General features: G+C 70.9%; 20 protein-coding genes, 2 tRNA genes and 2 pseudogenes. 13 read left to right on the forward strand and 11 right to left on the reverse strand.

Going from position 1 to position 22,823, the window contains the following annotated elements:
- A partial coding sequence (locus AN218_RS13475) for a ThiF family adenylyltransferase (protein ID WP_171908675.1) occupies positions 1-618 on the reverse strand: 618 nt, incomplete at its 3' end.
- Positions 619-841: 223 nt separating this feature from the next.
- On the opposite strand from AN218_RS13475, the gene AN218_RS13480 reads away from it, so the two are divergent.
- Entirely contained in the window at positions 842-1,402 is a 561-nt protein-coding gene (locus AN218_RS13480; RefSeq protein ID WP_070017087.1) for a M48 metallopeptidase family protein, read from the forward strand.
- A gap of 44 nt (positions 1,403-1,446) precedes the next feature.
- On the opposite strand, the gene AN218_RS13485 is transcribed toward AN218_RS13480, so the two are convergent.
- The gene (locus tag AN218_RS13485; RefSeq protein ID WP_070017088.1) at positions 1,447-1,995 is read right to left on the reverse strand and encodes an NUDIX hydrolase; all 549 of its coding nucleotides are present in this window, start codon (positions 1,993-1,995) and stop codon (positions 1,447-1,449) included.
- Entirely contained in the window at positions 1,992-3,593 is a 1,602-nt protein-coding gene (locus AN218_RS13490) for a zinc-dependent metalloprotease (RefSeq protein WP_070017089.1), read from the reverse strand. Before AN218_RS13490 ends, AN218_RS13485 begins: the two co-directional genes overlap by 4 nt.
- Before the next feature lie 261 nt (positions 3,594-3,854).
- Here AN218_RS13490 and AN218_RS13495 point away from each other — a divergent pair, with 261 nt between their 5' ends.
- The 4 genes from AN218_RS13495 (at position 3,855) to AN218_RS13510 (ending at position 7,117) form a co-directional block, all read left to right on the forward strand.
- Positions 3,855-4,952, forward strand: a complete 1,098-nt coding sequence (locus AN218_RS13495; protein ID WP_070017090.1) for an SDR family oxidoreductase — start codon at positions 3,855-3,857, stop codon at positions 4,950-4,952.
- A gap of 78 nt (positions 4,953-5,030) precedes the next feature.
- Positions 5,031-5,489: a molybdenum cofactor biosynthesis protein MoaE gene (locus tag AN218_RS13500; protein WP_070017091.1), complete on the forward strand. Its 459-nt coding sequence runs from the start codon at positions 5,031-5,033 to the stop codon at positions 5,487-5,489.
- Between the two features lie 253 nt (positions 5,490-5,742).
- Complete coding sequence (locus AN218_RS13505; protein WP_070017092.1) at positions 5,743-5,997, forward strand: hypothetical protein; 255 nt, start codon at positions 5,743-5,745, stop codon at positions 5,995-5,997.
- A 25-nt stretch (positions 5,998-6,022) separates the two neighbouring features.
- Positions 6,023-7,117 carry a YlbL family protein gene (locus AN218_RS13510; RefSeq protein WP_079132134.1) on the forward strand — a complete coding sequence of 365 codons (1,095 nt, stop codon included), beginning with the start codon at positions 6,023-6,025 and terminating at the stop codon, positions 7,115-7,117.
- A 181-nt stretch (positions 7,118-7,298) separates the two neighbouring features.
- Here AN218_RS13510 and AN218_RS13515 read toward each other — a convergent pair whose 3' ends face one another.
- Entirely contained in the window at positions 7,299-7,877 is a 579-nt protein-coding gene (locus AN218_RS13515) for a PPA1309 family protein (RefSeq protein WP_171908676.1), read from the reverse strand.
- 132 nt (positions 7,878-8,009) lie between these two features.
- On the opposite strand from AN218_RS13515, the gene AN218_RS13520 reads away from it, so the two are divergent.
- The 4 genes and pseudogenes from AN218_RS13520 (at position 8,010) to AN218_RS13535 (ending at position 13,202) form a co-directional block, all read left to right on the forward strand.
- Positions 8,010-10,871, forward strand: coding sequence for a UPF0182 family membrane protein (locus AN218_RS13520; protein ID WP_079132135.1), 2,862 nt, complete (start codon positions 8,010-8,012; stop codon positions 10,869-10,871).
- A 108-nt stretch (positions 10,872-10,979) separates the two neighbouring features.
- Positions 10,980-11,053, forward strand: a tRNA-Met gene (locus AN218_RS13525).
- Between the two features lie 185 nt (positions 11,054-11,238).
- A pseudogene (locus AN218_RS13530) lies at positions 11,239-13,030 on the forward strand (tetratricopeptide repeat protein).
- A gap of 98 nt (positions 13,031-13,128) precedes the next feature.
- Positions 13,129-13,202: transfer RNA gene (locus tag AN218_RS13535), tRNA-Met, on the forward strand.
- 149 nt (positions 13,203-13,351) lie between these two features.
- On the opposite strand, the gene AN218_RS13540 is transcribed toward AN218_RS13535, so the two are convergent.
- Positions 13,352-13,768, reverse strand: coding sequence for a Fur family transcriptional regulator (locus AN218_RS13540; RefSeq protein WP_070017095.1), 417 nt, complete (start codon positions 13,766-13,768; stop codon positions 13,352-13,354).
- Positions 13,769-13,898: 130 nt separating this feature from the next.
- On the opposite strand from AN218_RS13540, the gene AN218_RS13545 reads away from it, so the two are divergent.
- The gene (locus AN218_RS13545; protein ID WP_070017096.1) at positions 13,899-15,368 is read left to right on the forward strand and encodes a catalase; all 1,470 of its coding nucleotides are present in this window, start codon (positions 13,899-13,901) and stop codon (positions 15,366-15,368) included.
- 96 nt (positions 15,369-15,464) lie between these two features.
- On the opposite strand, the gene AN218_RS13550 is transcribed toward AN218_RS13545, so the two are convergent.
- Both AN218_RS13550 and hisN read right to left on the reverse strand, forming a co-directional pair.
- Positions 15,465-15,875: a CBS domain-containing protein gene (locus AN218_RS13550; RefSeq protein WP_070017097.1), complete on the reverse strand. Its 411-nt coding sequence runs from the start codon at positions 15,873-15,875 to the stop codon at positions 15,465-15,467.
- A gap of 160 nt (positions 15,876-16,035) precedes the next feature.
- Positions 16,036-16,830 (reverse strand): histidinol-phosphatase, encoded by a 795-nt coding sequence (gene hisN, locus AN218_RS13555; RefSeq protein WP_070017098.1) that lies wholly within the window; start codon positions 16,828-16,830, stop codon positions 16,036-16,038.
- Between the two features lie 239 nt (positions 16,831-17,069).
- Here hisN and AN218_RS13560 point away from each other — a divergent pair, with 239 nt between their 5' ends.
- Positions 17,070-17,783, forward strand: a complete 714-nt coding sequence (locus tag AN218_RS13560) for a TetR/AcrR family transcriptional regulator (RefSeq protein ID WP_070017099.1) — start codon at positions 17,070-17,072, stop codon at positions 17,781-17,783.
- A gap of 40 nt (positions 17,784-17,823) precedes the next feature.
- Here AN218_RS13560 and AN218_RS13565 read toward each other — a convergent pair whose 3' ends face one another.
- The 4 genes from AN218_RS13565 to AN218_RS13580 form a co-directional block, all read right to left on the reverse strand.
- The gene (locus AN218_RS13565) at positions 17,824-18,150 is read right to left on the reverse strand and encodes a DMT family transporter (protein WP_070017100.1); all 327 of its coding nucleotides are present in this window, start codon (positions 18,148-18,150) and stop codon (positions 17,824-17,826) included.
- A gap of 69 nt (positions 18,151-18,219) precedes the next feature.
- Complete coding sequence (rsgA, locus tag AN218_RS13570) at positions 18,220-19,230, reverse strand: ribosome small subunit-dependent GTPase A (protein ID WP_070017101.1); 1,011 nt, start codon at positions 19,228-19,230, stop codon at positions 18,220-18,222.
- Positions 19,231-19,248: 18 nt separating this feature from the next.
- A complete protein-coding gene (gene aroA / locus AN218_RS13575) occupies positions 19,249-20,682 on the reverse strand; it encodes a 3-phosphoshikimate 1-carboxyvinyltransferase (RefSeq protein WP_079132136.1) in 1,434 nt (477 codons plus the stop codon).
- Between the two features lie 117 nt (positions 20,683-20,799).
- Positions 20,800-21,513 (reverse strand): M50 family metallopeptidase, encoded by a 714-nt coding sequence (locus tag AN218_RS13580; protein WP_070017102.1) that lies wholly within the window; start codon positions 21,511-21,513, stop codon positions 20,800-20,802.
- A gap of 120 nt (positions 21,514-21,633) precedes the next feature.
- Here AN218_RS13580 and AN218_RS13585 point away from each other — a divergent pair, with 120 nt between their 5' ends.
- Positions 21,634-22,452: an SOS response-associated peptidase gene (locus tag AN218_RS13585; protein WP_070017103.1), complete on the forward strand. Its 819-nt coding sequence runs from the start codon at positions 21,634-21,636 to the stop codon at positions 22,450-22,452.
- A 101-nt stretch (positions 22,453-22,553) separates the two neighbouring features.
- Positions 22,554-22,823, forward strand: a pseudogene (locus AN218_RS38225) (hydrolase); the annotation flags it as partial.

Below are 22,823 nucleotides of genomic sequence, written 5' to 3' on the forward strand. Positions count from 1 at the left end.
CCCCGCCCCCGGCCGTGCTCCACGCCGTGCCGTACGCGAACGCCAGGGCCGGGCCCGGGCCACGGCTCTGCGCGCCGCCGCATCGCGCCGCTCCCCGCACTCCTCCCACGGGATGCCGCCGGGCGCGGTGTCCCACGGTTCGACCTGACCTCCGTCCACGACCGCGACCTCCCCGACTCCCGCCGCGGACAGCGTCGAGGCGACGAGTGCGCCGACCCGTCCGGCGCCCCGCACCTGTACGCACGCCTCCCGTCTGGCCACCAGCTTGCCTAACCCCTCCCCAGGCCCGCGGTGCACCACGGAGAGCGAGGCCAGATCCGGCCGCAGCCGGTCGCCCACGGCCGCCGACGCCTCACGGTCGGCCGTCGCGTCGTCGAGCACGCCCGCCGAGGCGAGCCTGTCGACGAGCCGGTCCGCCGTCCCCTCGTGCAGCCCCAGCCGCCCGGCCTCCTCGCGCAGTTGCGCCATGGAGCGGGTGCCGTCCATCGACTCCATGAAGGCAGCCGTCGCGTCGTCCACCGGACCGAGCAGCACCGCGTGCGCGGGCGCCACCCCGTACTGCACCGTCTGCCTGTCGCGCCATGCACGGCGCAGCGCCGGCTTGATCATCGGATGCATGCTGACCCCGTTCTTCCGCACCCCGTCGTCCGTCGTGTGACCGTCTGCGTACTGCCGCAGTCGGTCACCGCCAGAGACAGCATGCGGTTTCCGTGCCGGGGGTCGCCGAGAGTTATCCACAGGCTCTGGAGGCAGTCATATGAAGCGAACAGATATCGGGGCAATTGCCCCGAATCAGGCCGGAGGTGGGACTTCCGCACCCCGCAGCGGGTAACGTCGAAGCGTGTCCGCCGACCCGCTGAACAGCGCAAGCCAGCCGGGGGTCGAAGTGCGCCGGAGCGCCCGTCGCAGCCGTACGGTCTCCGCCTACCGCGAGGGCGACCGCACGATCGTCATGATCCCCGCCCGTATGTCGACGGACGAGGAGCGGCGCTGGGTCGGCGTCATGCTCGACAAGCTCGCCGCACAGGAGAGCAAGCGCATGCTGGGGGACAGCGAGTTGGCCGAGCGGGCCGCGCGCCTGTCCGAGCAGTATCTCGGCGGCCGGGCCCGCCCGCACACCGTCCGCTGGGTGACCAACCAGAACACCCGCTGGGGCTCCTGCACACCCGCCGAGGGCAGCATCCGCCTCTCACACCGGCTGCGCGGCATGCCGGAGTACGTCATCGACTACGTCCTCCTGCACGAGCTGGCCCATCTCCTCGTCCCCGGCCACGGGCCACGCTTCTGGCAGCTCCTGGAGGCGTATCCCCGTACGGAGCGGGCCCGCGGCTTCCTTGAGGGCGTCGTCGCGGTCGACCGGCTGCCCCATCTGCCGTCCGCGCGCGAGGAGCCCGAGACCTGAGCGGAGCGTGAGACCCCGGGCGGCCCCGCCCGTCCGCGTCCCCCTCAGCCCGGCGCCTCCCCGACGAGGGCACGCGTGCGCTCCACGAGCCGTACGACCGAGTCGTCGGCGACGGACGCCACCTCGTCACAGCCGTACCAGCGCAGCTCCAGCGACTCCTCGCTGACCGTCTCCCGAGCGCCCACGGGCGCCAGCGCCGCGTACTGCACGTCCAAGTGCCAGGCGCAGGGCGTGAGATGACGGTCGAGGCGCACCGGCCCGCCGGGCAGCAGCGTCAGTCCGTCGATCCCGGACTCCTCCTGCGCCTCACGCAGCGCGGCACCGGCCAGCGCGGAGTCTTCCGGTTCGCAGTGGCCGCCCATCTGCAGCCACATGCGCAGCTTGCGGTGCAGCGTCAGCAGTACGCGGCCGTCCACCGGGTCGAACACCAGGGCGCTGGCCGTGAGATGACCGGCCGAGCAGGACTTCCACATGCCGTCCTCATGAGCGGCGAGATGCGCGAGATAGCCGCGCCGCAGCTCCTCCTGGCCGGGATCGCTGTCCGGAGGGGACCAGTCCGTGAGCGTCCGTACCGCGTCCTCGCGCAGGCTCACCGGCTCTTTCCGCCGTCTTCGCCCGCGCCGTCGTCGCCGCTCCCGTTTCCGCTTCCGCGATCGTCGTCCGTGCCGTCCTCGTGCTCGGCGCCGGCGTCCTTTTTGCCGGTCCCGCCGGACTGCTCCGCGGCGTCCCCGAGCAGCGACTCCAGTTCCGAGAAGTCGGCGTTCTCGCGGTGGACGAAGCCGTCCGGGTCGTCCAGGTCGTCGGCCGTCGGCAGCATGTCGGGGTGCGCCCAGAGCCCGTCGCGGCCCTCGGAACCACGCGCGTCGGTCAGCGACGCCCACAGCCGGGAGGCGTCGCGCAGCCGCCGCGGCCGCAGTTCGAGCCCGATCAGCGTGGCGAAGGTCTGCTCGGCGGGACCGCCCGAGGCCCGGCGCCGGCGCAGCGTCTCGCGCAGCGCGGACGCGGACGGCAGATGCGGCTCGGCCGCGGCGTGCACCACGGCGTCCACCCAGCCCTCGACCAGTGCGAGCGCCGTCTCCAGCCGCGCCTTCGCCGCGCGCTGCTCCGGAGTGTCCTCGGGCTGGAACATGCCCTGCTGAAGGGCCTGTTGGAGCTCTTCCGGATTCTGCGGGTCGAACTGCCCGACCACGTCCTCGAGTTTGGTCGTGTCGACCTTGATCCCCCGCGCGTAACCGTCGACCGCGCCGAAGAGATGCGAGCGCAGCCACGGTACGTGCAGGAAGAGCCGCTGGTGAGCGGCCTCGCGCAGCGCGAGGTAGAGCCGCACCTCCTCCTGCGGGACGCCCAGGCCTTCGCCGAGAGCCGTCATGTTCGCCGGCAGCAGCGCGGCCTTCCCGGACGGGCCCAGCGGCAGCCCGATGTCGGACGAGCCGACGACCTCGCCGGCCAGCACGCCCAGCGCCTGCCCGATCTGCGTACCGAACATGGCGCCGCCCATGGAACGCATCATTCCGAGCAGCGGGCCCGCCATGGCCTGCATCTCCTCGGGCAGTACGTCGCCCATGGCCGCGCCGACCCGCTCGGCGACCGGGTCGACCAGGTCCTTCCACACGGGCAGCGTGTTCTCCACCCACTCCGCGCGGCTCCACGCCTCGGCGGTGGTCGATCCGGAGGGCAGGGACGTCACGCCGTCCAGCCACAGGTCGGCCAGGCGTACGGCCTCCTCGACCGCCGCGCGGTCGGCCGGGCCGATGCTGGCGTCCGCGGTGCCCGAGCCGGTCGGGGCCACCGCCGTGCCGTCTGCGCCCGCCTCGCCGGAAGCGGAGCCTCCGGGACGGGAGCCCGCCGCCACGGTCTGCCGGGCGATGTCCTTGGCCATGTCCCAGTTCACGGGGCCGCCCTCGTACGAGAGCATCTGGCCGAGCTTCTGGAACGCCGCGCCGAGGTCGTTCGGGTCCATCCCGCCCTGGCCGCCGCCGAGCGAACCGAACATCGCCGCCAGCGGATTGCCGGCGCCGGGGCCTCCGGGACCACCCGTACCGCCGCCGAATCCGAAGGGGTTCGGAGTGTTTCCCCCGCCGCCCTGGCCGCTCTGACCGCCCTGGTCCGCGCCGTCGCCCTTCTTCTTGCCCTCGTCCCCGTCTTCGGGCTCCTCGGGAGGTACGCCGAATCCGAATGGGGTGTCACTCACGGGTTTCCTCGGCTCTGTCGTGGGTCTCGTAGGTCTTCGTACGTCCGTACGTCGTGCGGTCTCGCGGAGGGTGCACCGGCGGCCGGCTCGCGCGTACGGATCCGTGGACTACGTTGGACTGCCTCGACTTGGTCGAAGGGGACCAATCGGGACACGGGCGAGCCTGCTTCGGTGTAGCGGGCTCCACCTCCAGCCTAGACACCTGTCAGGCAGGATGGAGCTTGCGCACCTCCTACCAGAAACAACCGCTGGAGACGACTGGTGAGTTCCTCCGACAGCAACGTTCGCGCAGCGCGAACCCCGACCGTCGCCGTCACGGGTGCCGCGTCAGGAGTGGGCGCGCTGCTGACGGAACGGCTCGCGGCCTCGGAGGAGATCAAGAGGGTCATCGCGCTCGACGAGCGCCGCGGCGAGACCAGTGAGGCCCAGTGGCACACCCTCGACGTACGGGACCCGGCGATCGCCGACCGGCTGCGCAACGACGGCGACGCCGTGGACGTCGTGGTCCACCTCGCCCTCGACCTCGATCTGGAGACGGACCCCACCGCGCGTACCGCCCTCAACGTCCGCGGTACGCAGACGGTGCTCACCGCCGCGGCGGCCGCGGGCGTACCCCGCGTCATCCTGTGCACCTCGACGATGGTCTACGGGGCCCTGCCCGACAACGACGTCCCGCTCGCCGAGGACGCGGAACTGCGGGCCACGGCCGAGGCGACCGCCGTCGGCGACCTCCTGGAGATCGAACGGCTCGCACGCCGGGCGCCCCGCGCACACCCCGGCCTCAACGTCACGGTCGTACGCCCCTCGGTGCTCGTGGGCGCCGGCATGGACACGGCGCTGACCCGGTACTTCGAGTCGCCGCGGCTCCTCGTCGTCGCCGACTCCCGCCCCTGCTGGCAGTTCTGCCACGTCGAAGACCTCGTCAGCGCGCTGGAGTTCGCCGTCCTGGAGAAGGCGGACGGCGAGATGGCCGTCGGCTGCGACGGCTGGCTGGAACAGGAGGAGGTCGAGGAACTCACCGGCATCCGCCGCATGGAGCTTCCCTCCGCCGTCGCGCTGGGCGCCGCCTCACGGCTGCACCGGCTCGGCCTCACCCCCTCCCCGGCGGGCGACCTCGCGTACACGATGCACCCCTGGGTCGTCTCCGGCGCCCGCCTCCACGATGCGGGCTGGCGCCCCCGCTGGACGAACGAAGAGGTGCTCGCGGAACTGCTGGAGGAGGTCTCCGGCCGCCATACGCTCGCGGGCCGCAGGCTCGGCCGTACGGAAGCGGCCACCGCGGCGGGCGCGGGCGCGACGGTGGCGCTGCTGGGCACGGCGGCGCTGGTACGCAGGGCACGCAAGCGCCGCGGACTCTAGCGGTCAGGACCGCGGCGGTTCAGCCGCAGCGGACCGGACCGGTTTCCCCGGCGACGGGCGTGCGGCAGCATGTGCGGCATGGCGCACACGCACGATCACCCCGGGGAGCAGGCGGCGGCCGATCCCATACGGCTGCTGGGCATCCGCGACATACCGCTCTCCGTCGACGAGATCTTCACGGCCGTCGGCGACTCCTCCGCGGGAGGCACCGCGCTCTTCGTCGGCACGGTGCGGGATCACGACGGCGGGACCGACGTCACTCGTCTGGGGTATTCCGCACATCCCAGCGCGGAGGCCGTGCTGCGCCACGTCGCGGAGAAGACCGCCGCCGACTTCCCCGTACGTGCGCTGGCCGCCGTACACCGCGTCGGAGAGCTGACCGTCGGCGACCTCGCCGTGGTGGTCGCGGTCTCCTGCCCCCACCGCGCGGAGGCGTTCGCCGCGTGCCACCGTTTCGTGGACGACCTCAAGCGCGAGGTCCCGATCTGGAAGCACCAGACCTTCGCTGACGGCAGCGAGGAGTGGGTGGGCGTCTAGCTCACGCCGCGAGGCGGTCTCCGCCCGCGTCGCCGTCCCCGTCGTCGGTCTTCGTGAGCGTCGCGCGGTGCGCGGTACGGCGTAGTGCCGTCACCGGCCGAGGCGATCGGCGCACCCGTCCGGTGCACATTCCGGTTGCGTTACCGGATCCCGGGAAAGAGCGTTGTCATGCCGAGAGTTAATCTGCTCATCGGCCGTTCTGCCCGGCAGGACTCGGTCGGACAGGGGCGTCACAAGGGGTCGGGAGGTCTTCATGGCGGCACTCTCCTGGTTGCTGATTCCGATCATGGCCGTGATCGCGGCCAGTGTCTGGGGTAGCTGGGCCAGTAGACGCCGGACGGGCATTCCGGATTCCGCGGGGGTCGCCGGTTACGAGCGCTTCCGCGCCGCGATGGAGCGTTCGCGCGAGGAGGAGCAGGCCGGGGGATTCGATCCGGAACCTCCCGCCGAGCCCGTGGTGACAGGGGCTTCCGCGGGCGCGGATCGTACCGCCCGGACGGCGGACTGACGGTCCCGTCCCGTACTGTCGTGCCATGCCACGACGCACCGCGACGATGCTCGCGTCCACGCTGCTCCTCATAGCGATGCTCTGTGCCGGGCTGCTGATCACGGTGCCTTACGCGGAGATGTCGCCCGGGCCCACCGTCAACACTCTCGGTGAGCACGACGGGGAGCCGGTGCTCAACATCAAGAAGCACAGGACGTACGAGACGTCGGGGCATCTGAACATGACGACGGTGCGCGTCACGGCCGCCGACTACCGGATGAACCTGCTGGAGGCCGTCGGCGGCTGGCTGCGGCACGACAGCGCGGTGGTCCCGCACTCGACGCTCTACCCGGAGGACAAGTCGGCCAAGGAGGTCGACCAGCAGAACGCCGAGGAGTTCAGCGCCTCGCAAGAGAGCGCGAAGGTCTCGGCGCTGCGGGAGCTGGGGATACGCGTCCCCTCGCACATCATCGTCGGATCGGTCGTCAAGGGCGGGGCCTCCGAGGGCAAGCTGCACGCAGGCGACGTGATCCGCAGCGTCGACGGCAAGGCGGTCAAGGACCCGAAGGGCGTCGCGGCCCTGGTCACCAAGCACAAGCCGGGGGCGAAGGTCCGCTTCTCGATCATCCCCGCGGCCAAGGTCAAGGCCGCCGAGAAGGCCGGCAAGCGGCCGTCGGCCCGGGACGCGAAGCAGATAACCGTCGGCACCAAGAAGGCCGGGGACGACGGGCGGGCGATAGTCGGCATCCAGCCCGCGACCGGCCACACTTTCCCGTTCGACATCGACATCAAGCTCGCGGACGTCGGAGGCCCGAGCGCCGGCCTCATGTTCTCGCTCGGCATCGTCGACAAGCTCACGCGCGAGGATCTGACCGGCGGCTCCTTCATCGCGGGCACCGGCACCATCGACGACGACGGCAAGGTCGGCGCCATCGGCGGGATCCAGATGAAGACCGTCGCCGCACGCGCGAAGGGCGCCAAGTACTTCCTGACACCGGCCGCCAACTGCACGGCCGCCGCCAAGGACAAGCCCGCGGGTCTGACCCTGGTGAAGACGAGCACGATGCACGGTGCCATGGGCGCGCTGAAGAAGATCCGGGAGCACGACACCGAGGCCCTGCCGCGCTGCAAGGCGAACTGACGGTTCCCCTCCGTGCCGTCGGTCTGGTCCGTGCCGTCGGGCTCGCGCTTGCGCCGGTCGCGGCCCGTACCGTTCGACTGACGGCGGCGGGCCGCGCCGTGACCAGAGTCCCGGCGCCGCCCCGCGCACCGCCCGCTCGTACTTCCCGCGCCGCGCTTCTGCTACGGCGCGCTCCGTCCCGTCACTCCTCGAAGGTCGCCGCTAGCGCCTCCGCCAGCCCGGGCACCAGGCCCTCTCCCGTCAGCACCTCGGTGGCGCTGTCCTTCGCGCGCAGCCGCAGCGCGGACTCGCGTGTGCCGTCCCGCAGTACGGCGACGGTCATCCGCACCTCCTGGCGTTCCGGGTGCCGGGCCACCCACTCCGCGAGCTTCTCCTCGGCGCCGTCCCGCTGGAGTTCCTCCGGGACGGACTCCTCGGCGGACTGCGGCAGCATCAGCCGCTCCACGGTCATCGCGCAGCCCGAGACCGCTTCGGGCCAGGCGATCGTCGCGAGGAACTCGTCGAGCGGGGCGCCGGTGGGCAGCTCGTCCTGTTCCACGGGGGTCAGTGAGGAGGCGGGAGTCTGCTCGTCATCGTCGTCGAACCCGAGCTGACCTGCGAGTTCGGGCTCTTCCGCGCGCAGTCGGGCCGTATCTACCAGGGCGAAGAGACGGCTGGGCTGGTCCCAGCCCAATCCGGCCGCGTACTCGTCGAGTTCGAGCACCGCTCGGGTGAGAGGAGTGGAAGCGAGGGGCGTGCCGTCGGTGGGGAGGTTGTCCATCCGTATATCGTGCCCGCTTCCACCCCGGGATCGGGAACTGGGTAAAGCTTCGGTAAGTTGCATGGGTGGGCTTACGATGCGGGGCCCGCTTCTGTCTCAGCGATCTTCGAGGTGCGCACCTTGGCTTTCCAGATGCCGGACCGTGGTTCAGGCGGTCCCACAGGGCCACGGATCAGAGTGGGCCGGCCGTCACGGCGTGCCCGTACGTTGCTGATGACCGCCGGTGTGCTGGCCGTGCTCGCGATCCTTTTCGTCATGTTCGCCGGGTTCTGGACGGACTGGCTCTGGTATCGCTCGGTCCAGTACAGCTCGGTGTTCACCAAGACGTTGTGGACGAAGGTCGGCATGTTCGCCGTCTTCGGTCTGCTGATGGCCGTGGCCGTCGGCGTCAACATCTGGATCGCGCACCGGCTGCGCCCGCCGCTCAGCGCCATGTCTCTGGAGCAGCAGAGCCTGGACCGGTACCGGATGAGCATCGCCCCGTACAAGAAGTGGGTGCTGCTCGGAGTCACCGCGCTCGTCGGGCTGATCGCGGGAGCCTCGGCCGCGGGCCAGTGGCGTACGTGGCTGCTGTGGGTCAACTCGGTGCCGTTCGGCAAGACGGATCCGCAGTTCGGCAAGGACATCTCCTTCTACGCCTTCGATCTGCCCTGGTACCGCTTCCTGCTGAGCTTCGGCTTCGCCGCCGTGGTGCTCTCGCTGCTCGCCGCCGCGCTCGTGCACTACCTGTACGGCGGGCTGCGGCTGACGACGCCGGGCGCCCGCGCGACGGCGCAGGCCACCGGTCATCTCTCCGTGCTGCTCGGCTTCTTCGTTGCCCTCAAGGCCGTGGCGTACTGGCTGGACCGGTACGGACTGGCCGTGAAATCGGGCGACTTCAAGGCGACGGACAACTGGACGGGCCTGAAGTTCGTCGACGCCAACGCCTATCTCCCGGCGAAGACGATCCTCTTCTGCATCGCGATCATCTGCGCCGTGCTCTTCTTCGCCACCATCTGGCGCCGCACCTGGCAGCTCCCGGTGATCGGCTTCGGGCTGATGGTCCTCTCGGCCATCCTGATCGGCGGGCTGTACCCGGCGATAGTCCAGAAGTTCCAGGTCCAGCCGAACGAGCAGGCCAAGGAGACGCCGTACATCAAGAAGAACATCAAGGCGACGCGTGACGCGTACGGCATCGACGCCTCCGAGGTGAAGGACTACTCGGGCACCAGCAAGGCGGGCAAGCAGCAGCTCCGCGACGCCGCCGACACCACGGCGAGCACGCGTCTGCTCGACCCGAACGTCGTCTCCCCGACCTTCCAGCAGAAGCAACAGGTCAGGGGCTACTACCAGTTCCCCGCCGTGCTCGACGTGGACCGCTACAAGACCAAGGACGGCCGGGAGCAGGACACCGTCGTCGGTCTCCGCGAGATCAACACCGACGGCATCCCCGAGAAGAACTGGATCAACGAGCACTTCAAGTACACCCACGGCTTCGGCATGGTCGCGGCCAAGGGCACCACCGTCGACAAGGACGGCGCCCCGGCCTTCTCCGAGAAGGACCTGCCGCCCAAGGGCGACAAGGGCGACTACCAGGGGCGCGTCTACTACGGCGAGAAGACCAACCAGTACTCGATCGTCGGCGGTCCGCAGAAGGAGCTGGACTACGCGGACGACGAGGGCGAGAAGACGTACACCTACAAGGGCAAGAGCGGTGTCAACCTCTCCAACCCCATCAACCGCGCCGCCTACGCGGTGAACTTCAACGAGCCGCAGATCCTCTACTCCGGAGCGATCGGCGAGGGCTCCCGGATCCTGTACAACCGGACGCCGAAGGACCGCGTCGAGGCGGTCGCCCCCTGGCTGACCATCGACGGCGACCCGTATCCGGCGGTGGTCAACGGCCGGATCAAGTGGATCGTCGACGCCTACACAACGTCCGACAACTACCCGTACTCCTCGCGCACGACCCTGGGCGACACCACGGAGGACTCGCTGACGGACGGCCAGCGCGCCGTCGTCGCCCGGCAGAACCGCGTGAACTACATCCGCAACTCCGTGAAGGCCACGGTCGACGCCTACAGCGGCCAGGTCCAGATGTACCAGTGGGACAAGAAGGACCCGGTGCTCAAGACCTGGATGAAGGCGTTCCCCGGCACGGTCAAGCCGAAGAGCGCCATCGGCAACGACCTCATGGACCATCTGCGGTATCCGCAGGATCTGTTCAAGGTGCAGCGCGAACTGCTGACCCGGTATCACGTCACCTCGCCGTCGCAGTTCTACAGCGGCAGTGAGCGCTGGCAGATCCCGGACGACCCGACGCACAAGGGCAACGCCGTACCGCCGTACTACCTGAGTCTCCAGATGCCGGACGAGAAGAAGCAGACCTTCTCGCTGACGACGACGTTCAACCCGAACAAGCGGGAGACGCTGGGCGCGTTCATGGCGATCGACGCCGATCCGCGCAGCTCCGGCTACGGCAAGATCAAGATGCTGCGGCTGCCGTCCAACACGACGGTCTCCGGACCCTCGCAGGTGCAGAGCAAGTTCAACTCCGATCCGAACATCGCGGAATCGCTCAACCTGCTCAAGCGCGGTGACTCGGAGATCGAGTACGGCAACCTGCTGACGGTCCCGCTCGAGGGCGGCCTGCTGTACGTCGAGCCGGTGTACGTGCGCGGTGCCGGCACCAACTACCCGCGCATGCGCAAGGTGTTGGTCACCTACGGCGAACGCATCGCCTTCGAGGACACCCTGGGCCAGGCCCTGGACAAGGTCTTCGACGCCGAGGGCGACACCGGCACCGGAGAACAGCCGGAGGAGCCGCCGGCCTCCAGCGACGCCTCGGTGCAGGAAGCGCTGAAGAACGTCCAGGACGCGTACGACGACGGCCAGGAGGCCCTGGAGAAGGGCGACTGGAAGGCGTACGGCAAGGCGCAGGACGACCTCAAGGACGCCATCAAGGACGCGCAGGACGCCGAGTCGAAGGCCGAAAAGCGCGCCAAGAAGGAGTAGTTGAGCAGCAGCCGACGCGCTGCGGGGCTCCGTGCTCCGTACCCGGGCGGGCCTCTCGTCCCGGGTACGGAGCACCCTGATCCGTGGTGTAGAGTTGCAGCACAACGGCGCGGGGTGGAGCAGCTCGGTAGCTCGCTGGGCTCATAACCCAGAGGTCGCAGGTTCAAATCCTGTCCCCGCTACTGAAGTCGAAGGGCCCGGATCCTCAAGGATCCGGGCCCTTCGCATGCGTCAGCACGTCACATCTCAACTCCCGTTCGTGGCAAGCGGTTTGAGGTGTCTCTCTGTCGGGAAGTCGACAAACCTCTGAAGTGACCTCACCCGGTGGTGGTATTCCAGGTGTACGTGGGTTGCGGGTGGTGCGAACATGGGGTTCATGGGGGACAAGGTGAGGCTGGAGGCTCCGCCGGGTATCGGCGTAGATCCGGCCGGAGTTGACAACGGGGCGGGAGACGCGGGCCACGCGGGAGACGTCGGCGCGCTGAGCGTGCTCGGCGCGCAGTTGCTGCGCCGCGGCGATCTCGACGGTGCCGAAGGGCCGCTGCGCGAGGCCACCGCGGGCGGTGACCGCGCCGCGGCGAACAATCTCGGGGTGCTGCTGCACCAGCGCGGCCGTGCGGACGAGGCGGCCGGCTGGTGGCGCGTCGCGGCGGTCGCGGGGTCCGCCNCACCACCGCGAGCGCGGCGACGAACCGGCCGCGCACTACTGGCTGTTGCACGCGGCCGAGTCCGGCCACGCACTGGGCGCGTACGCCCTGGCCGATCTGCTCGACCACCGAGGGGAGGACGGCGCGGAGGCCTGGTTCCGCGCCGCGGCGGAGCAGGGGCACCGCGAGGCCGCGTACCGGCTCGCACGGATCATCAGCGCACGTACGCCCGAGGACGCGACGGAGAAGGCCACCGCAGAGACCNCAGAGACCGAGGGGGGCGAGGAGGCGGCGGACGCCGCCGTCCGCGAGGCGGAGCAGTGGTACAGGCTGGCGGCCGCGCGCGGCCACCGCCGTGCCGCGCTCCGCCTCGGCGGGATCCTGGAGCGCCGCGGCGAGTTGAAGGAGGCGGGCCGCTGGTATCTCACCTCCGCCAAGGAGGGCGAGCCGCGGGCCGCGTGCGCGCTGGGCTTCCTGCTGCGCGACGCGGGCGACGAGGAGGGTGCGGCCGTGTGGTGGCGCCGCGCCGCCGAGGACGGCGACGGCAACGCCGCGAACGCCCTCGGCGCCCTGCACGCCGACCGCGGCGAGCGCCAGGCCGCCGAACGCTGGTACCGGGTGGCGCTCGACGCGGGCTGCGACAACGGTGCGTTCAACCTCGGGCTGCTGTGCGCGGCGCAGGGCCGTACGGCTCAGGCGGAGCAGTGGTATCGCCGTGCCGCGTACGCGGGGCACCGCGAGGCCGCCAACGCGCTGGCCGTACTGCTGCTGCAGCGCGGGGACGCCGACGGCGCCGAGCCGTGGTTCTCCAAGGCGGCGGAGGCGGGCAGCATCGACGCCGCGTTCAACCTGGGCATCCTGCACGTCGGCCGGGGCGATCACCGTACGGCCCGTGTCTGGTACGCGCGGGCCGCGGCGGCGGGGCACACCGAGGCCGCGCTCCAGGTCGGCATCGCGCTGCTGAGCGAGGGCGACGAGCAGGGCGCGGAGCGTCAGTTGCGGTGCGCGGCGGGCGGGGGCAGCGTCGAGGGCGCGTTCCGGCTGGCCGTGATCCTGGAGCGCCGCACGCCGCAGGAGGCCGACGCCACGGGTGCGACGGCGTCCGTCAGCAGCCGCGACGAGTACGAGGAGTGGTACGAGCGCGCGGCCGAGCAGGGACACCGCCGTGCGCAGGTACGGCTCGGCATGTGCCTCGCGGCGCGCGGCGAGATCGTCGACGCGGCGCGCTGGTACCGGGTGGCGGCGGAGGCGGGAAGCCCCAACGGGGCTTTCAACCTGGGCCTGTTGCTGGCGCGTGAGGGCAGCGAGCCGGAGGCGGCGCTGTGGTGGACGCGTGCGGCCGAGGCCGGCCACGGGCGCGCGGCGCTGCGTCTCGCGCTGCTGAGCGCGCGCCGGGGCGAGTTGGAGACGGGGCAGCACTGGTGTGCACGCGCCGTCGAGCTCGGTCCGGCCGAGGTGGCCGAGCGCGCGGCCCGGCTGCACGACGCCCTGCGCTCGGAGCTGACGGCCTGAGCACACGGCCGTCCGGCCTCCGGTGACTGCTCGCCGGAGGCCGGACGGAAGTGATTTGCACTGGTCGTCGGCGCAGGGTTAGAGTTACGGCACAACGGCGCGGGGTGGAGCAGCTCGGTAGCTCGCTGGGCTCATAACCCAGAGGTCGCAGGTTCAAATCCTGTCCCCGCTACTGAAGTCGAAGGGCCCGGATCCTCAAGGATCCGGGCCCTTCGCATGTGCCAAGTCTCACGACGCCCCGTGTGCCCGGCCACCGGTGCCGGGCCGCGGGTCGGCTCGTGNTGTATGTGTGCGTACGCGCGGGAGGCGTCGTGTACGGGCTCAGCCCGCGGCGCACTGGGGACAGGTGCCCCGGTAGGTGACGGTGGCGTCCGAGATCGTGAAGCCGAAGCGCTCCGACTCGGGAAGACCGGCGAGCGGATCCCCGGAGGGATGGACGTCACGGATCGTGCCGCACTTCGAGCAGACCAAGTGCTGGTGTGAATGGCGGGCGTTGGGGTCGTACCGCTTGGCGCGCCCGTCCGTGCTGACCTCGATCACCTCGCCGATCGAGACGAGTTCGCTCAGCGTGTTGTAGACGGTGGCACGGGCGATCTCGGGGAGCCTCGCGGCAGCGCGCGCATGCACCTCGTCGGCTGTGTAGTGCACGTGATCGCCGTCGAGTACTTCGGCGACGACTCGCCGCTGCGCGGTGAGCCGCCAACCACGGTCCCGTAGCCGCTCCAGCAGGTCGCTCATAGGGCAAGCCTAGCAGTGTACTCGTCCGGGAAAAGAACCCGTATGGAATTCGTCATCTTCTTGACTTAGACAATGTCCAATGTAGGATCGCGAAAAGCTTAGCTCAGCGCAGAACAAGCAGGAGGAGCACGTGACGGTGCAGGAGAGGACCACGGGTCCGCTGACGACGGAGGCCGGCGCCCCGGTCGCGGACAACCAGCAGAGCCAGACCGCCGGCCCCGGCGGTCCCAGCCTGATCCAGGACCAGCTCCTCATCGAGAAGCTGGCCCACTTCAACCGCGAGCGCATTCCGGAGCGCATCGTGCACGCCCGGGGTGCGGGTGCGTACGGCACGTTCACCGTGACCGCCGACGTGACCCGGTACACGAGGGCCAAGTTCCTCTCCGAGGTGGGCAAGCAGACCGAGACCTTCCTCCGCTTCTCGACGGTGGCCGGCAACCTCGGTGCGCCGGACGCGGTGCGCGACCCGCGCGGCTTCGCGCTGAAGTTCTACACCGAGGACGGCAATTACGACCTCGTCGGGAACAACACCCCGGTCTTCTTCATCCGGGACGCCATCAAGTTCCCGGACTTCATCCACACCCAGAAGCGCGACCCGTACACCGGCTCGCAGGAGGCGGACAACGTCTGGGACTTCTGGGGTCTCTCGCCCGAGTCGACGCACCAGGTGACCTGGCTGCTGGGCGACCGCGGCATCCCCGCCTCGTACCGGCACATGAACGGCTACGGCTCGCACACGTTCCAGTGGAACAACGAGGACGGCGAGGTCTTCTGGGTCAAGTACCACTTCAAGACCGACCAGGGCATCCAGAACCTCACCAACGAGGAAGCGGAGATCCTGGCGGGCAAGGACCCGGACAGCCACCAGCGGGACCTGCGCGAGGCCATCGAGCGCGGCGACCACCCGAGCTGGACGGTGCAGGTGCAGATCATGCCGGCGGCGGACGCACCGAACTACCGCTTCAACCCGTTCGACCTGACCAAGGTCTGGCCGCACGACGACTACCCGCCGATCGAGATCGGGAAGCTCGAGCTCAACCGCAACCCGGAGAACATCTTCGCCGAGGTCGAGCAGTCGATCTTCTCGCCGCACCACTTCGTGCCCGGCATCGGCCCGTCCCCGGACAAGATGCTCCAGGGCCGCCTGTTCTCGTACGGGGACGCCCACCGCTACCGCGTCGGCATCAACGCCGACCACCTGCCGGTGAACCGTCCGCACGCCACGAACGCCAACACCCACGGCCGGGACGGTGTGATGTACGACGGCCGGCACGGCGGCAGGAAGAACTACGAGCCCAACAGCTTCGACGCCGACACGAAGCAGACCGACAGGCCCCTGTGGGAGCCGGTCGCGGTCTCCGGCGTCACGGGCGACCACGTGACCCCGTCGCACGCCGAGGACGACGACTTCGTCCAGGCGGGCAACCTCTACCGCCTGATGCCGGAGGACGCGAAGCAGCGTCTGATCGACACCGCCGCCGGGTTCATCGCGAAGGTCTCGCGTGACGACATCGCCCAGCGTGCGATCGAGAACTTCCGCAAGGCCGACGAGGACTACGGCAAGCGACTGGAGGCCGCGGTACAGGCCCTGCGCGGCTGATCACGCCGCTCGCCGTAAGACCCGGAGGGACCGCACCGTCGTGCGGTCCCTCCGGTGTTGTGCGGGGGTGTCCCCGGCCGGCTGCTCGGGTCGTGCTCACACCGCCACGGTGCCCACGGCCTCCTCCGCCTCGCAGGTCCAGCAGCGCACGATGTCCCGTACGGACACGACGCCGATGGGTTCCTGTCCGTCCAGGACGATGAGGTGGCGGAATCCGCCGTGGGTCATGGCCGCGGACGCCTGCTCCAGCGTCCACTCCTCGGTGGCGAAGACGACATCCGTAGTGGTGTGCGACTGGGCCGTCTCGCGGTCGGGATCCTGGCCCGCGCCGAGGGAGTTGAGGATGTCGCGCTCGGTCAGGATGCCGAGCCCGCTGGTGTCGGGGTCGAAGACGACGGCCGCGCCGACCCGTCGGGCCGACATCAGCGCGGCGGCCTGTCTGAGGGTGTGGGCGGGGCCGATGGTGAGCACGACCGTGGTCATCGCGTCTCGGACGAGGGTGGGCATGTGCGTGGTCCACCTCCTTGGAGAAGCCTCTTCCTTTTGAGAAGAGATTCACAAGGTCACAAGCTTCCGTGGATTCATGGTCACACGGCTCCGGGACCACAACAAGGGCATGTACGGCGGGAGATGGGACGGGAGTGACGGTGCCGGACGGGCGCCGCGGCTACGCCGTCAGATAGGTCAGCACTTCCTCGTGCAGCAGACCGTTGGAGGCCAGGGCGTTGCCGCTGTGCGGGCCGCGCCTGCCGTCGAGGCCGGTGAAGACGCCGCCGGCCTCCTGGACGATGATCGTCGGGGCGGCCATGTCCCACAGCGACAACTCGGGCTCGGCGCATGCGTCGACCGAGCCCTCGGCGACCATCATGTACGGCCAGAAGTCCCCGTAGCCGCGGGTGCGCCAGCAGTCGCGGGTCAGCTCCAGGAAGCCGGGCAGCATGCCGCGCTCCTCCCAGCCGTGCAGCGAGGAGTACGCGAACGAGGCGTCCCGTACGGCCTCGACGCCGGAGACGTGCAGCCGCGTGGCCTGCGAGAGACTGCGTCCGGTGTAGGCGCCGCCGCCCTTCGCCGCCCACCAGCGCCGGTTGAGCGCCGGGGCCGAGACCAGACCGACGACGGGGTGGTCGCCGCCCTCGCCCAGTTCGGTCAGGGCGATCAGCGTGGCCCAGACGGGGACACCGCGTACGTAGTTCTTCGTCCCGTCGATCGGATCGATGATCCAGCGGCGCGAGCCGTGCCCCTCCGTGCCGAACTCCTCGCCCAGGACCGCGTCGCGCGGGCGCGTGCGCTTCAGCGAGGTGCGGATCAGCTCCTCGGCGGCCTTGTCGGCCTCGCTCACCGGAGTCAGGTCGGGCTTCGTCTCGACCTTGAGGTCGAGTGCCTTGAACCGCTCCATCGTCGCGGCGTCGGCGGCGTCGGCCAGCACGTGGGCGAGACGCAGATCATCGTGGTAGTCCGGCATGTGTGCACAGTATCTACCTGCGGGAAACGCAGCCACAGGGCAAAGCGCCCACGACGCCAAGCGGGTGCCGCCCATTCGTTGCGGCGGACGGAGGCCGGGCGGCGGCCCGCGGGGAAGGATCCGCGGGAGCCGTCGCCGGGATCCGGGGGCTTCTGTGACGGGGTTCGTCCGCTGTCTTGACAGGAGTTGTCGACGCGTCAATTGTGTCCGGCACCCCAGCCGCCGGGTCCGGAGGCACGATGCCTACTGCACGCGAGACATTGCTGGAAGCCGCACACAGAGCCGTCGGTACGCAGCCGTGGGCAGCGGTGCGGATGGTGGACGTCGCCACCGCCGCCGGTGTGTCCCGGCAGACGCTCTACAACGAGTTCGGCACGAAGGAAGGGCTCGGTGCCGCCCTCGTGCACCGGCTCGTCGACGGCTTCGTCGAGGGAGCCGCGCGTGCCGCCGCGGAAGGCGGACGAGGAGGCTCCGATCCGGCGGGCTCGTGTGCGGCCGCGGCCGCCTGGATGCTGCGGACCGCGCGGGACGAGCCCATCGTGCGGGCCGCGCTCACGGGGTGCTGGGGGTCCCGGATGCCGACGCCGCCCGCTCCGGCGCCGGTTCCGGCCTCGGTATCGGCTCCCGTCCCGGTGTCCGCGCCGTCTGCGCCTTCCGCGGCCCCTTTTCCGGCCGCCGCTCCGTCTCCGGTCGGGGCCGCGGGTTCCGGGGCGCGCTCGGCCGTGGCCGTACGTCCCGTCGAACCGGGGCCGCTGGCCGCCACGTTGTGCGAGCGGATGATGGACGGGCTTCCCCGTAACGGCTCCTCCGGCAGGCTGGGACTGGCCTGTGAGACGGGGGTGCGGCTGGCGCTGTCGTTCGTGGTGGCGCCGCCCGGCGCGGACCGGTCCGAGGAGGAGGCGGTACGGCAGATCCGCGACGTCGTACGGGCGCTCCTCCCACAGCACCGCTGAGGGCGGTCCCCTGCGGGCCGCTCGCGGCGACGGGGGCGGCTCAGTGCACGCTGCCGGAGAACTGGAGCCCCACCAGCCCCAGGATCACCAGCGAGATCGAGACCAGCTTCAACGCGGAGACGACATCGCCCAGGAAGAGCATCCCGTACACGGCGGTGCCCGCGGCGCCGATGCCCGTCCACACCGCATAGGCGGGACCGACCTCCAGGCGCCGCAGCGCGAGCGTCAGCAGCCCGAAGCTGCCGAGCGCGAACGCGCAGAAGGCGACGGTGGGCCACAGCCGGGTGAAGCCGTGGGAGAGCTTGAGACAGACGGCGAACCCGGTCTCCAGGAACCCCGCGACGATGACCAGCAGCCACGCTGCCATGGGATGCCTCCGAGCCCTGGGTGCCGTACTGCCGGGTGATTATGCCCGGGTATGTGCGGCGAGGCCGGGTCAGTCCCCTTCGTGCTGTTCCCGCGTCGCCAGCAGGCGGCGCAGCGAGTACAGCCGCTGCGGGTCGGCGTGGCCGTCCGCGACCCACTGGTCCAGCGCGCAGTCCGGCTCGTCGTGGCTACAGGCGCGAGGGCAGCCGGCGGTGCCCGGTTCGAGATCGGGGAAGGCGCCGATGACCCGCGACGGATCGACGTGGTGCAGCCCGAAGGAGCGGACGCCGGGGGTGTCGATCACCCAGCCCCCCTCGTGCGGCAGCGGCAGGGCGAGCGCCGAGGTGGTGGTGTGCCGGCCCCTGCCGGTCACGGCGTTGACGTGTCCGGTGGTGCGCTGCTGCTCCTCGGGGACGAGGGCGTTGACGAGCGTGGTCTTGCCGACGCCGCTGTGTCCGACGAGGACGGTGATCCGCCCGTACAGGGACGCCCGTACCCGCTCAGCGGCCTCGCCGTCCGCCAGATCGTCGCGGCTGCTGACGACGTGGCGCACGCCGAGCGGCGTGTACTTCTCCAACAGCGGCTCGGCGGGGGCGAGATCGGACTTCGTCAGGACGAGCAGCGGATCGAGCCCGGCGTCGTACGCGGCGACGAGACAGCGGTCGATCAGGCGCGGGCGCGGCTCGGGGTCGGCGAGGGCGGTGACGATGGCGAGCTGGTCGGCGTTGGCGACGACGACGCGCTCGTACGGGTCGTTGTCGTCGGCCGTGCGCCGCAGCACGGACGAGCGTTTCTCCACGCGGACGACGCGGGCGAGGGTGTCCTTCGCACCGGAGAGGTCGCCGACGACGGCCACCCTGTCTCCGACGACGACGCCCTTGCGGCCGAGTTCGCGCGCCTTCATCGCGGTGATCGTGCGGCCCTCGACGAGACAGGTGATCCGGCCGCGGTCGACGGTGAGGACCATGCCCTCCGCCGCGTCCTCGTGCTTGGGGCGCTGGTGGGTGCGCGGGCGGGTGCCCCTGCGGTTGGGACGTACGCGGATGTCGTCCTCGTCGGTGTGCTTGCCGTACCGGCGCATCGCGTCCCGCCGTCCCTCTCAGGCGCTCTCTTCGACGCGGGGATCGTCGTCCGTACGCGGTGTACGCCGTGTACGGGGCGTACGGGCGGAGCCGGCGGCGGGGGAGGCGGGCGAGGTGCCGTGGAGCATCCGCGTCCACATGCGGTCGAAGCCGGGCAGGGTCTTGCCCGTCGTGGCGATGTCCTCGACGCGTACGTTCTCGGTCAGCAGACCGAGCACCGCGCCCGCGGTGGCCAGCCGGTGGTCGTCGTAGGTGTGGAAGACGCCGCCGTGCAGCGGGCGGGGGCGGATGCGCAGCCCGTCCTCGGTCTCGGTGACGTCGCCGCCCAGGGAGTTGATCTCCTCGGTGAGCGCGGCCAGCCGGTCCGTCTCGTGCAGCCGCAGATGGCCCACGCCGCGCAGCACCGACTCCGACTCGGCGAGGGCGGCGACCGCGGCGACACCCGGGGTCAGTTCGCCGACGTCGCTCAGGTCGGCGTCGATGCCGTGGACGCGGCCGCTTCCCGTCAACGTCAGCCCCCGCTCGTCCAGTTCGCACGAGCCGCCCATCTCCGTGAAGATGCGGCGCAGCGCGTCGCCGGGCTGTGTGGTGTGCCGCGGCCAGCCGGGGACGGTGACCCGGCCGCCGGTGACGAGCGCCGCCGCGAGGAACGGCTGCGCGTTGGACAGGTCGGGTTCGACGGCGAGGTCACGGCCGCGCAGGGCGCCCGGTGCGACCCGCCAGACGTCGGGCTTTCCGCCGTCCTCGGGGGCGTCGACCTGTACGCCGGCCTCGCGGAGCATGGCGGTCGTCATGCGGATGTGCGGTGCCGAGGGCAGGACCGCTCCGGTGTGCCGGACCTCGACGCCCTTCTCGAAGCACGCCCCGGACAGCAGCAGCGCGCTGACGAACTGGCTCGACGCGGAGGCGTCGACCTCGACCACGCCGCCGGTGATCGAACCGGTGCCGTGCACCGTCAGCGGCAGCCGTCCGCGTCCGTCGTCCTCGATACGGGCGCCCAGGGCGCGGAGCGCGTCGATGACGCCGTGCAGCGGACGCTCGTACGAGCGCGGGTCGCCGTCGAAGCGCACGGGGCCGTCGGCCAGGGCCGCGACCGGGGGCAGGAAGCGCATCACGGTGCCCGCGTTGCCGACGTCGACGGTGGCGGGGCCGCGCAGCGGTGCCGGGGCGATGTGCCAGACCTCGTCGGTCGCGCCAGCCTCGCCGGCCTCCCTCTGCGCTCCGGTGCCCTCGTCGATGCGTACGCCGAGGGCGCGCAGGGCGGCGGCCATCAGCAGGGAGTCGCGTGAGCGCAGCGGGCGGCGCAGCGTGCCGGGGTCCGCGGCCAGGGCGGCCAGGACGAGACCGCGGTTGGTGACCGACTTCGAGCCGGGCACGGCGACGGTCGCGTCGACGGGTGTCTGCGCGAACGGTGCGGGCCACAGGGCGTCGGAGGCGGTCTTCTCGCTCATGCGGTTCACCTTAGTCGTTCGGGCCGCGCGCCGATCTCGGCGGATTCCCGCCTGCGGCGGTCCCTCCGAGCTCCGCCGCAGCCCCCGCGCCCGGCCCCGCCGACGACCCCGTCCGGCTCACAGCCCGAGCAGCCACCGTCCGCCGCCCGTCAGCGAGCAGAGCGCGACCGCGTGGAAGAGCAACAGCCAGACGAGCGCGGGGACATGGGTGAGCCGCGAGAGCTGGTCCGCGTCGGAGTCGGGGGCGCCCCCGCGGCGCCGCTTGCCCTGGAGCTCGAAGACCGGCCGTACGCCTCCGAAGAGGAGGAACCAGACGACGACGTACGCGAACCCGGCCTGCACCTCCGGTTCCGTCAGCCAGGAGACGAGGACGAAGGCCCCGCCGGTGAGGAAGACCGTCAGCACGCCGTAGGCGTTGCGGATCATCGCGAGCATCGCCAGCAGCAGCGCGGTGGCGCTCCACAGCAGGAGCGTGATGTGGTTCGCGGCCAGCAGCCAGGCGCCGCCGAGGCCGAGCAGCGAGGGCGCGGTGTAGCCGGCCGCCGCCGTGAGGACCATGCCGATCCCGGTCGGCTTGCCGCGGGAGAGCGTGAGCCCGGAGGTGTCCGAGTGCAGCCGTATGCCCTCCAGTTGGCGGCCGGAGAGCAGTGCGATCAGTCCGTGCCCGCCCTCGTGGGCGATCGTGACGGCGTTCCGTGACAAGCGCCACACGCCGTGCGGCACGATCGCCGCCAGGGCTATGACCGCGGTGGTGAGGACCAGCCACTGGTCCGGGTCCGGCTGCGTGCCGAAGACCCGGTCCCACAGACCGGCGATGCTCGTGGTGTCCATCTCGTCCTTCGTCCTCCCCGGCCCCGCCGTACGCCGCGGCGTACGACCTCTCCCCGAACGGAATGTGCTTCTCCGTGAACGCGGGGCGCTTCACATCGGTGCCGTGGCAGTGTGGCACTTATGTGCGGACGCTATGCAGCAAGCCGGAGACCCGAGGACCTCGTCGGGCTCTTCGGCGTGGAGATGTGGGAGCCGGCGGAGACGCTGGCTCCCGACTGGAACGTCGCCCCGACGAAACAGGTGCACGCGGTCCTCGACCGTCCCCTGCGGGGCTCGCAGAACCCGCGGCCGGTACGGCAGTTGCGGACGCTGACCTGGGGCCTGGTTCCGGGCTGGGCCCAGTCGCCCGACATGGGCGCGAAGATGATCAACGCCAGAGCGGAGACGGTGCACGAGAAGCCCGCGTACCGGCGTCCGTTCGCCGCCCGTCGCTGCCTGCTCCCGGCCGACGGCTACTACGAGTGGATGACCGCGCCGAACGAGTTGCAGCTCGAACAGGAGGGCAGGCGCAAACGCCCGCGGAAACAGCCGTACTTCGTGACGCCCGCGGACGGTTCGGTGATGGCGATGGCCGGTCTGTACGAGTTCTGGCGCGACGGCACGCTGCCGGACGGCCACCCTCGTGCCTGGTGGAGCACCTGCACCGTCGTCACGACGGAGGCGGAGACGGCGCCGCTGGCCGGACCGTCCGGCGAGGACGGGCCCAAGTCGCTCGCGGACATCCACCCGAGGATGCCGCTGATGCTGCTGCCGGAGCGCTGGAACGCGTGGCTGGACCCCGCACGGAGGCCGCAGGAGGAACTGCGGGCGCTGCTCGAACCCCCGCCGCCGGGGATGATGCGCGCGTATCCGGTCTCCACGGAGGTCAGCAACGTACGGAACAACAGCCCCGAGTTGGTCAGGGAGTGGACCGGGCCCGAGGTCGGCACGCTGTTCTGAGGGCGGGGTTCCGAGTCGGGGCGCGGGACGGGGAAAGATGGCTTTCCATGACCGAGAAAGCCGGAGGCGACCGGCCTGTGAACAGCCCTGTGAACAGTTCCGTGAACCGTCCCGCGGACCGCTCCGAGGAGGGCGCTGCGGCCCGGGCCCGGACCGAGAAGACCCGGACCGAGACCGTCCCGACCCCGGCGGGCGACGCCCGTATCACCTGGCACTCCGCCCGCGAGCCCCGCGCCGTACTGGCGCTGGGCCACGGGGCGGGCGGCGGCATCGAGGCCCGCGATCTGCGGGCGCTCGCCCGCGCCCTCCCCGCGACGGGGATCACCGTCGCGCTCGTCGAACAGCCCTGGCGGGTGGCGGGCAGGAAGCTC

Source organism: Streptomyces nanshensis (genome assembly GCF_001751255.1).
GTDB lineage: Bacteria > Actinomycetota > Actinomycetes > Streptomycetales > Streptomycetaceae > Streptomyces > Streptomyces nanshensis_A.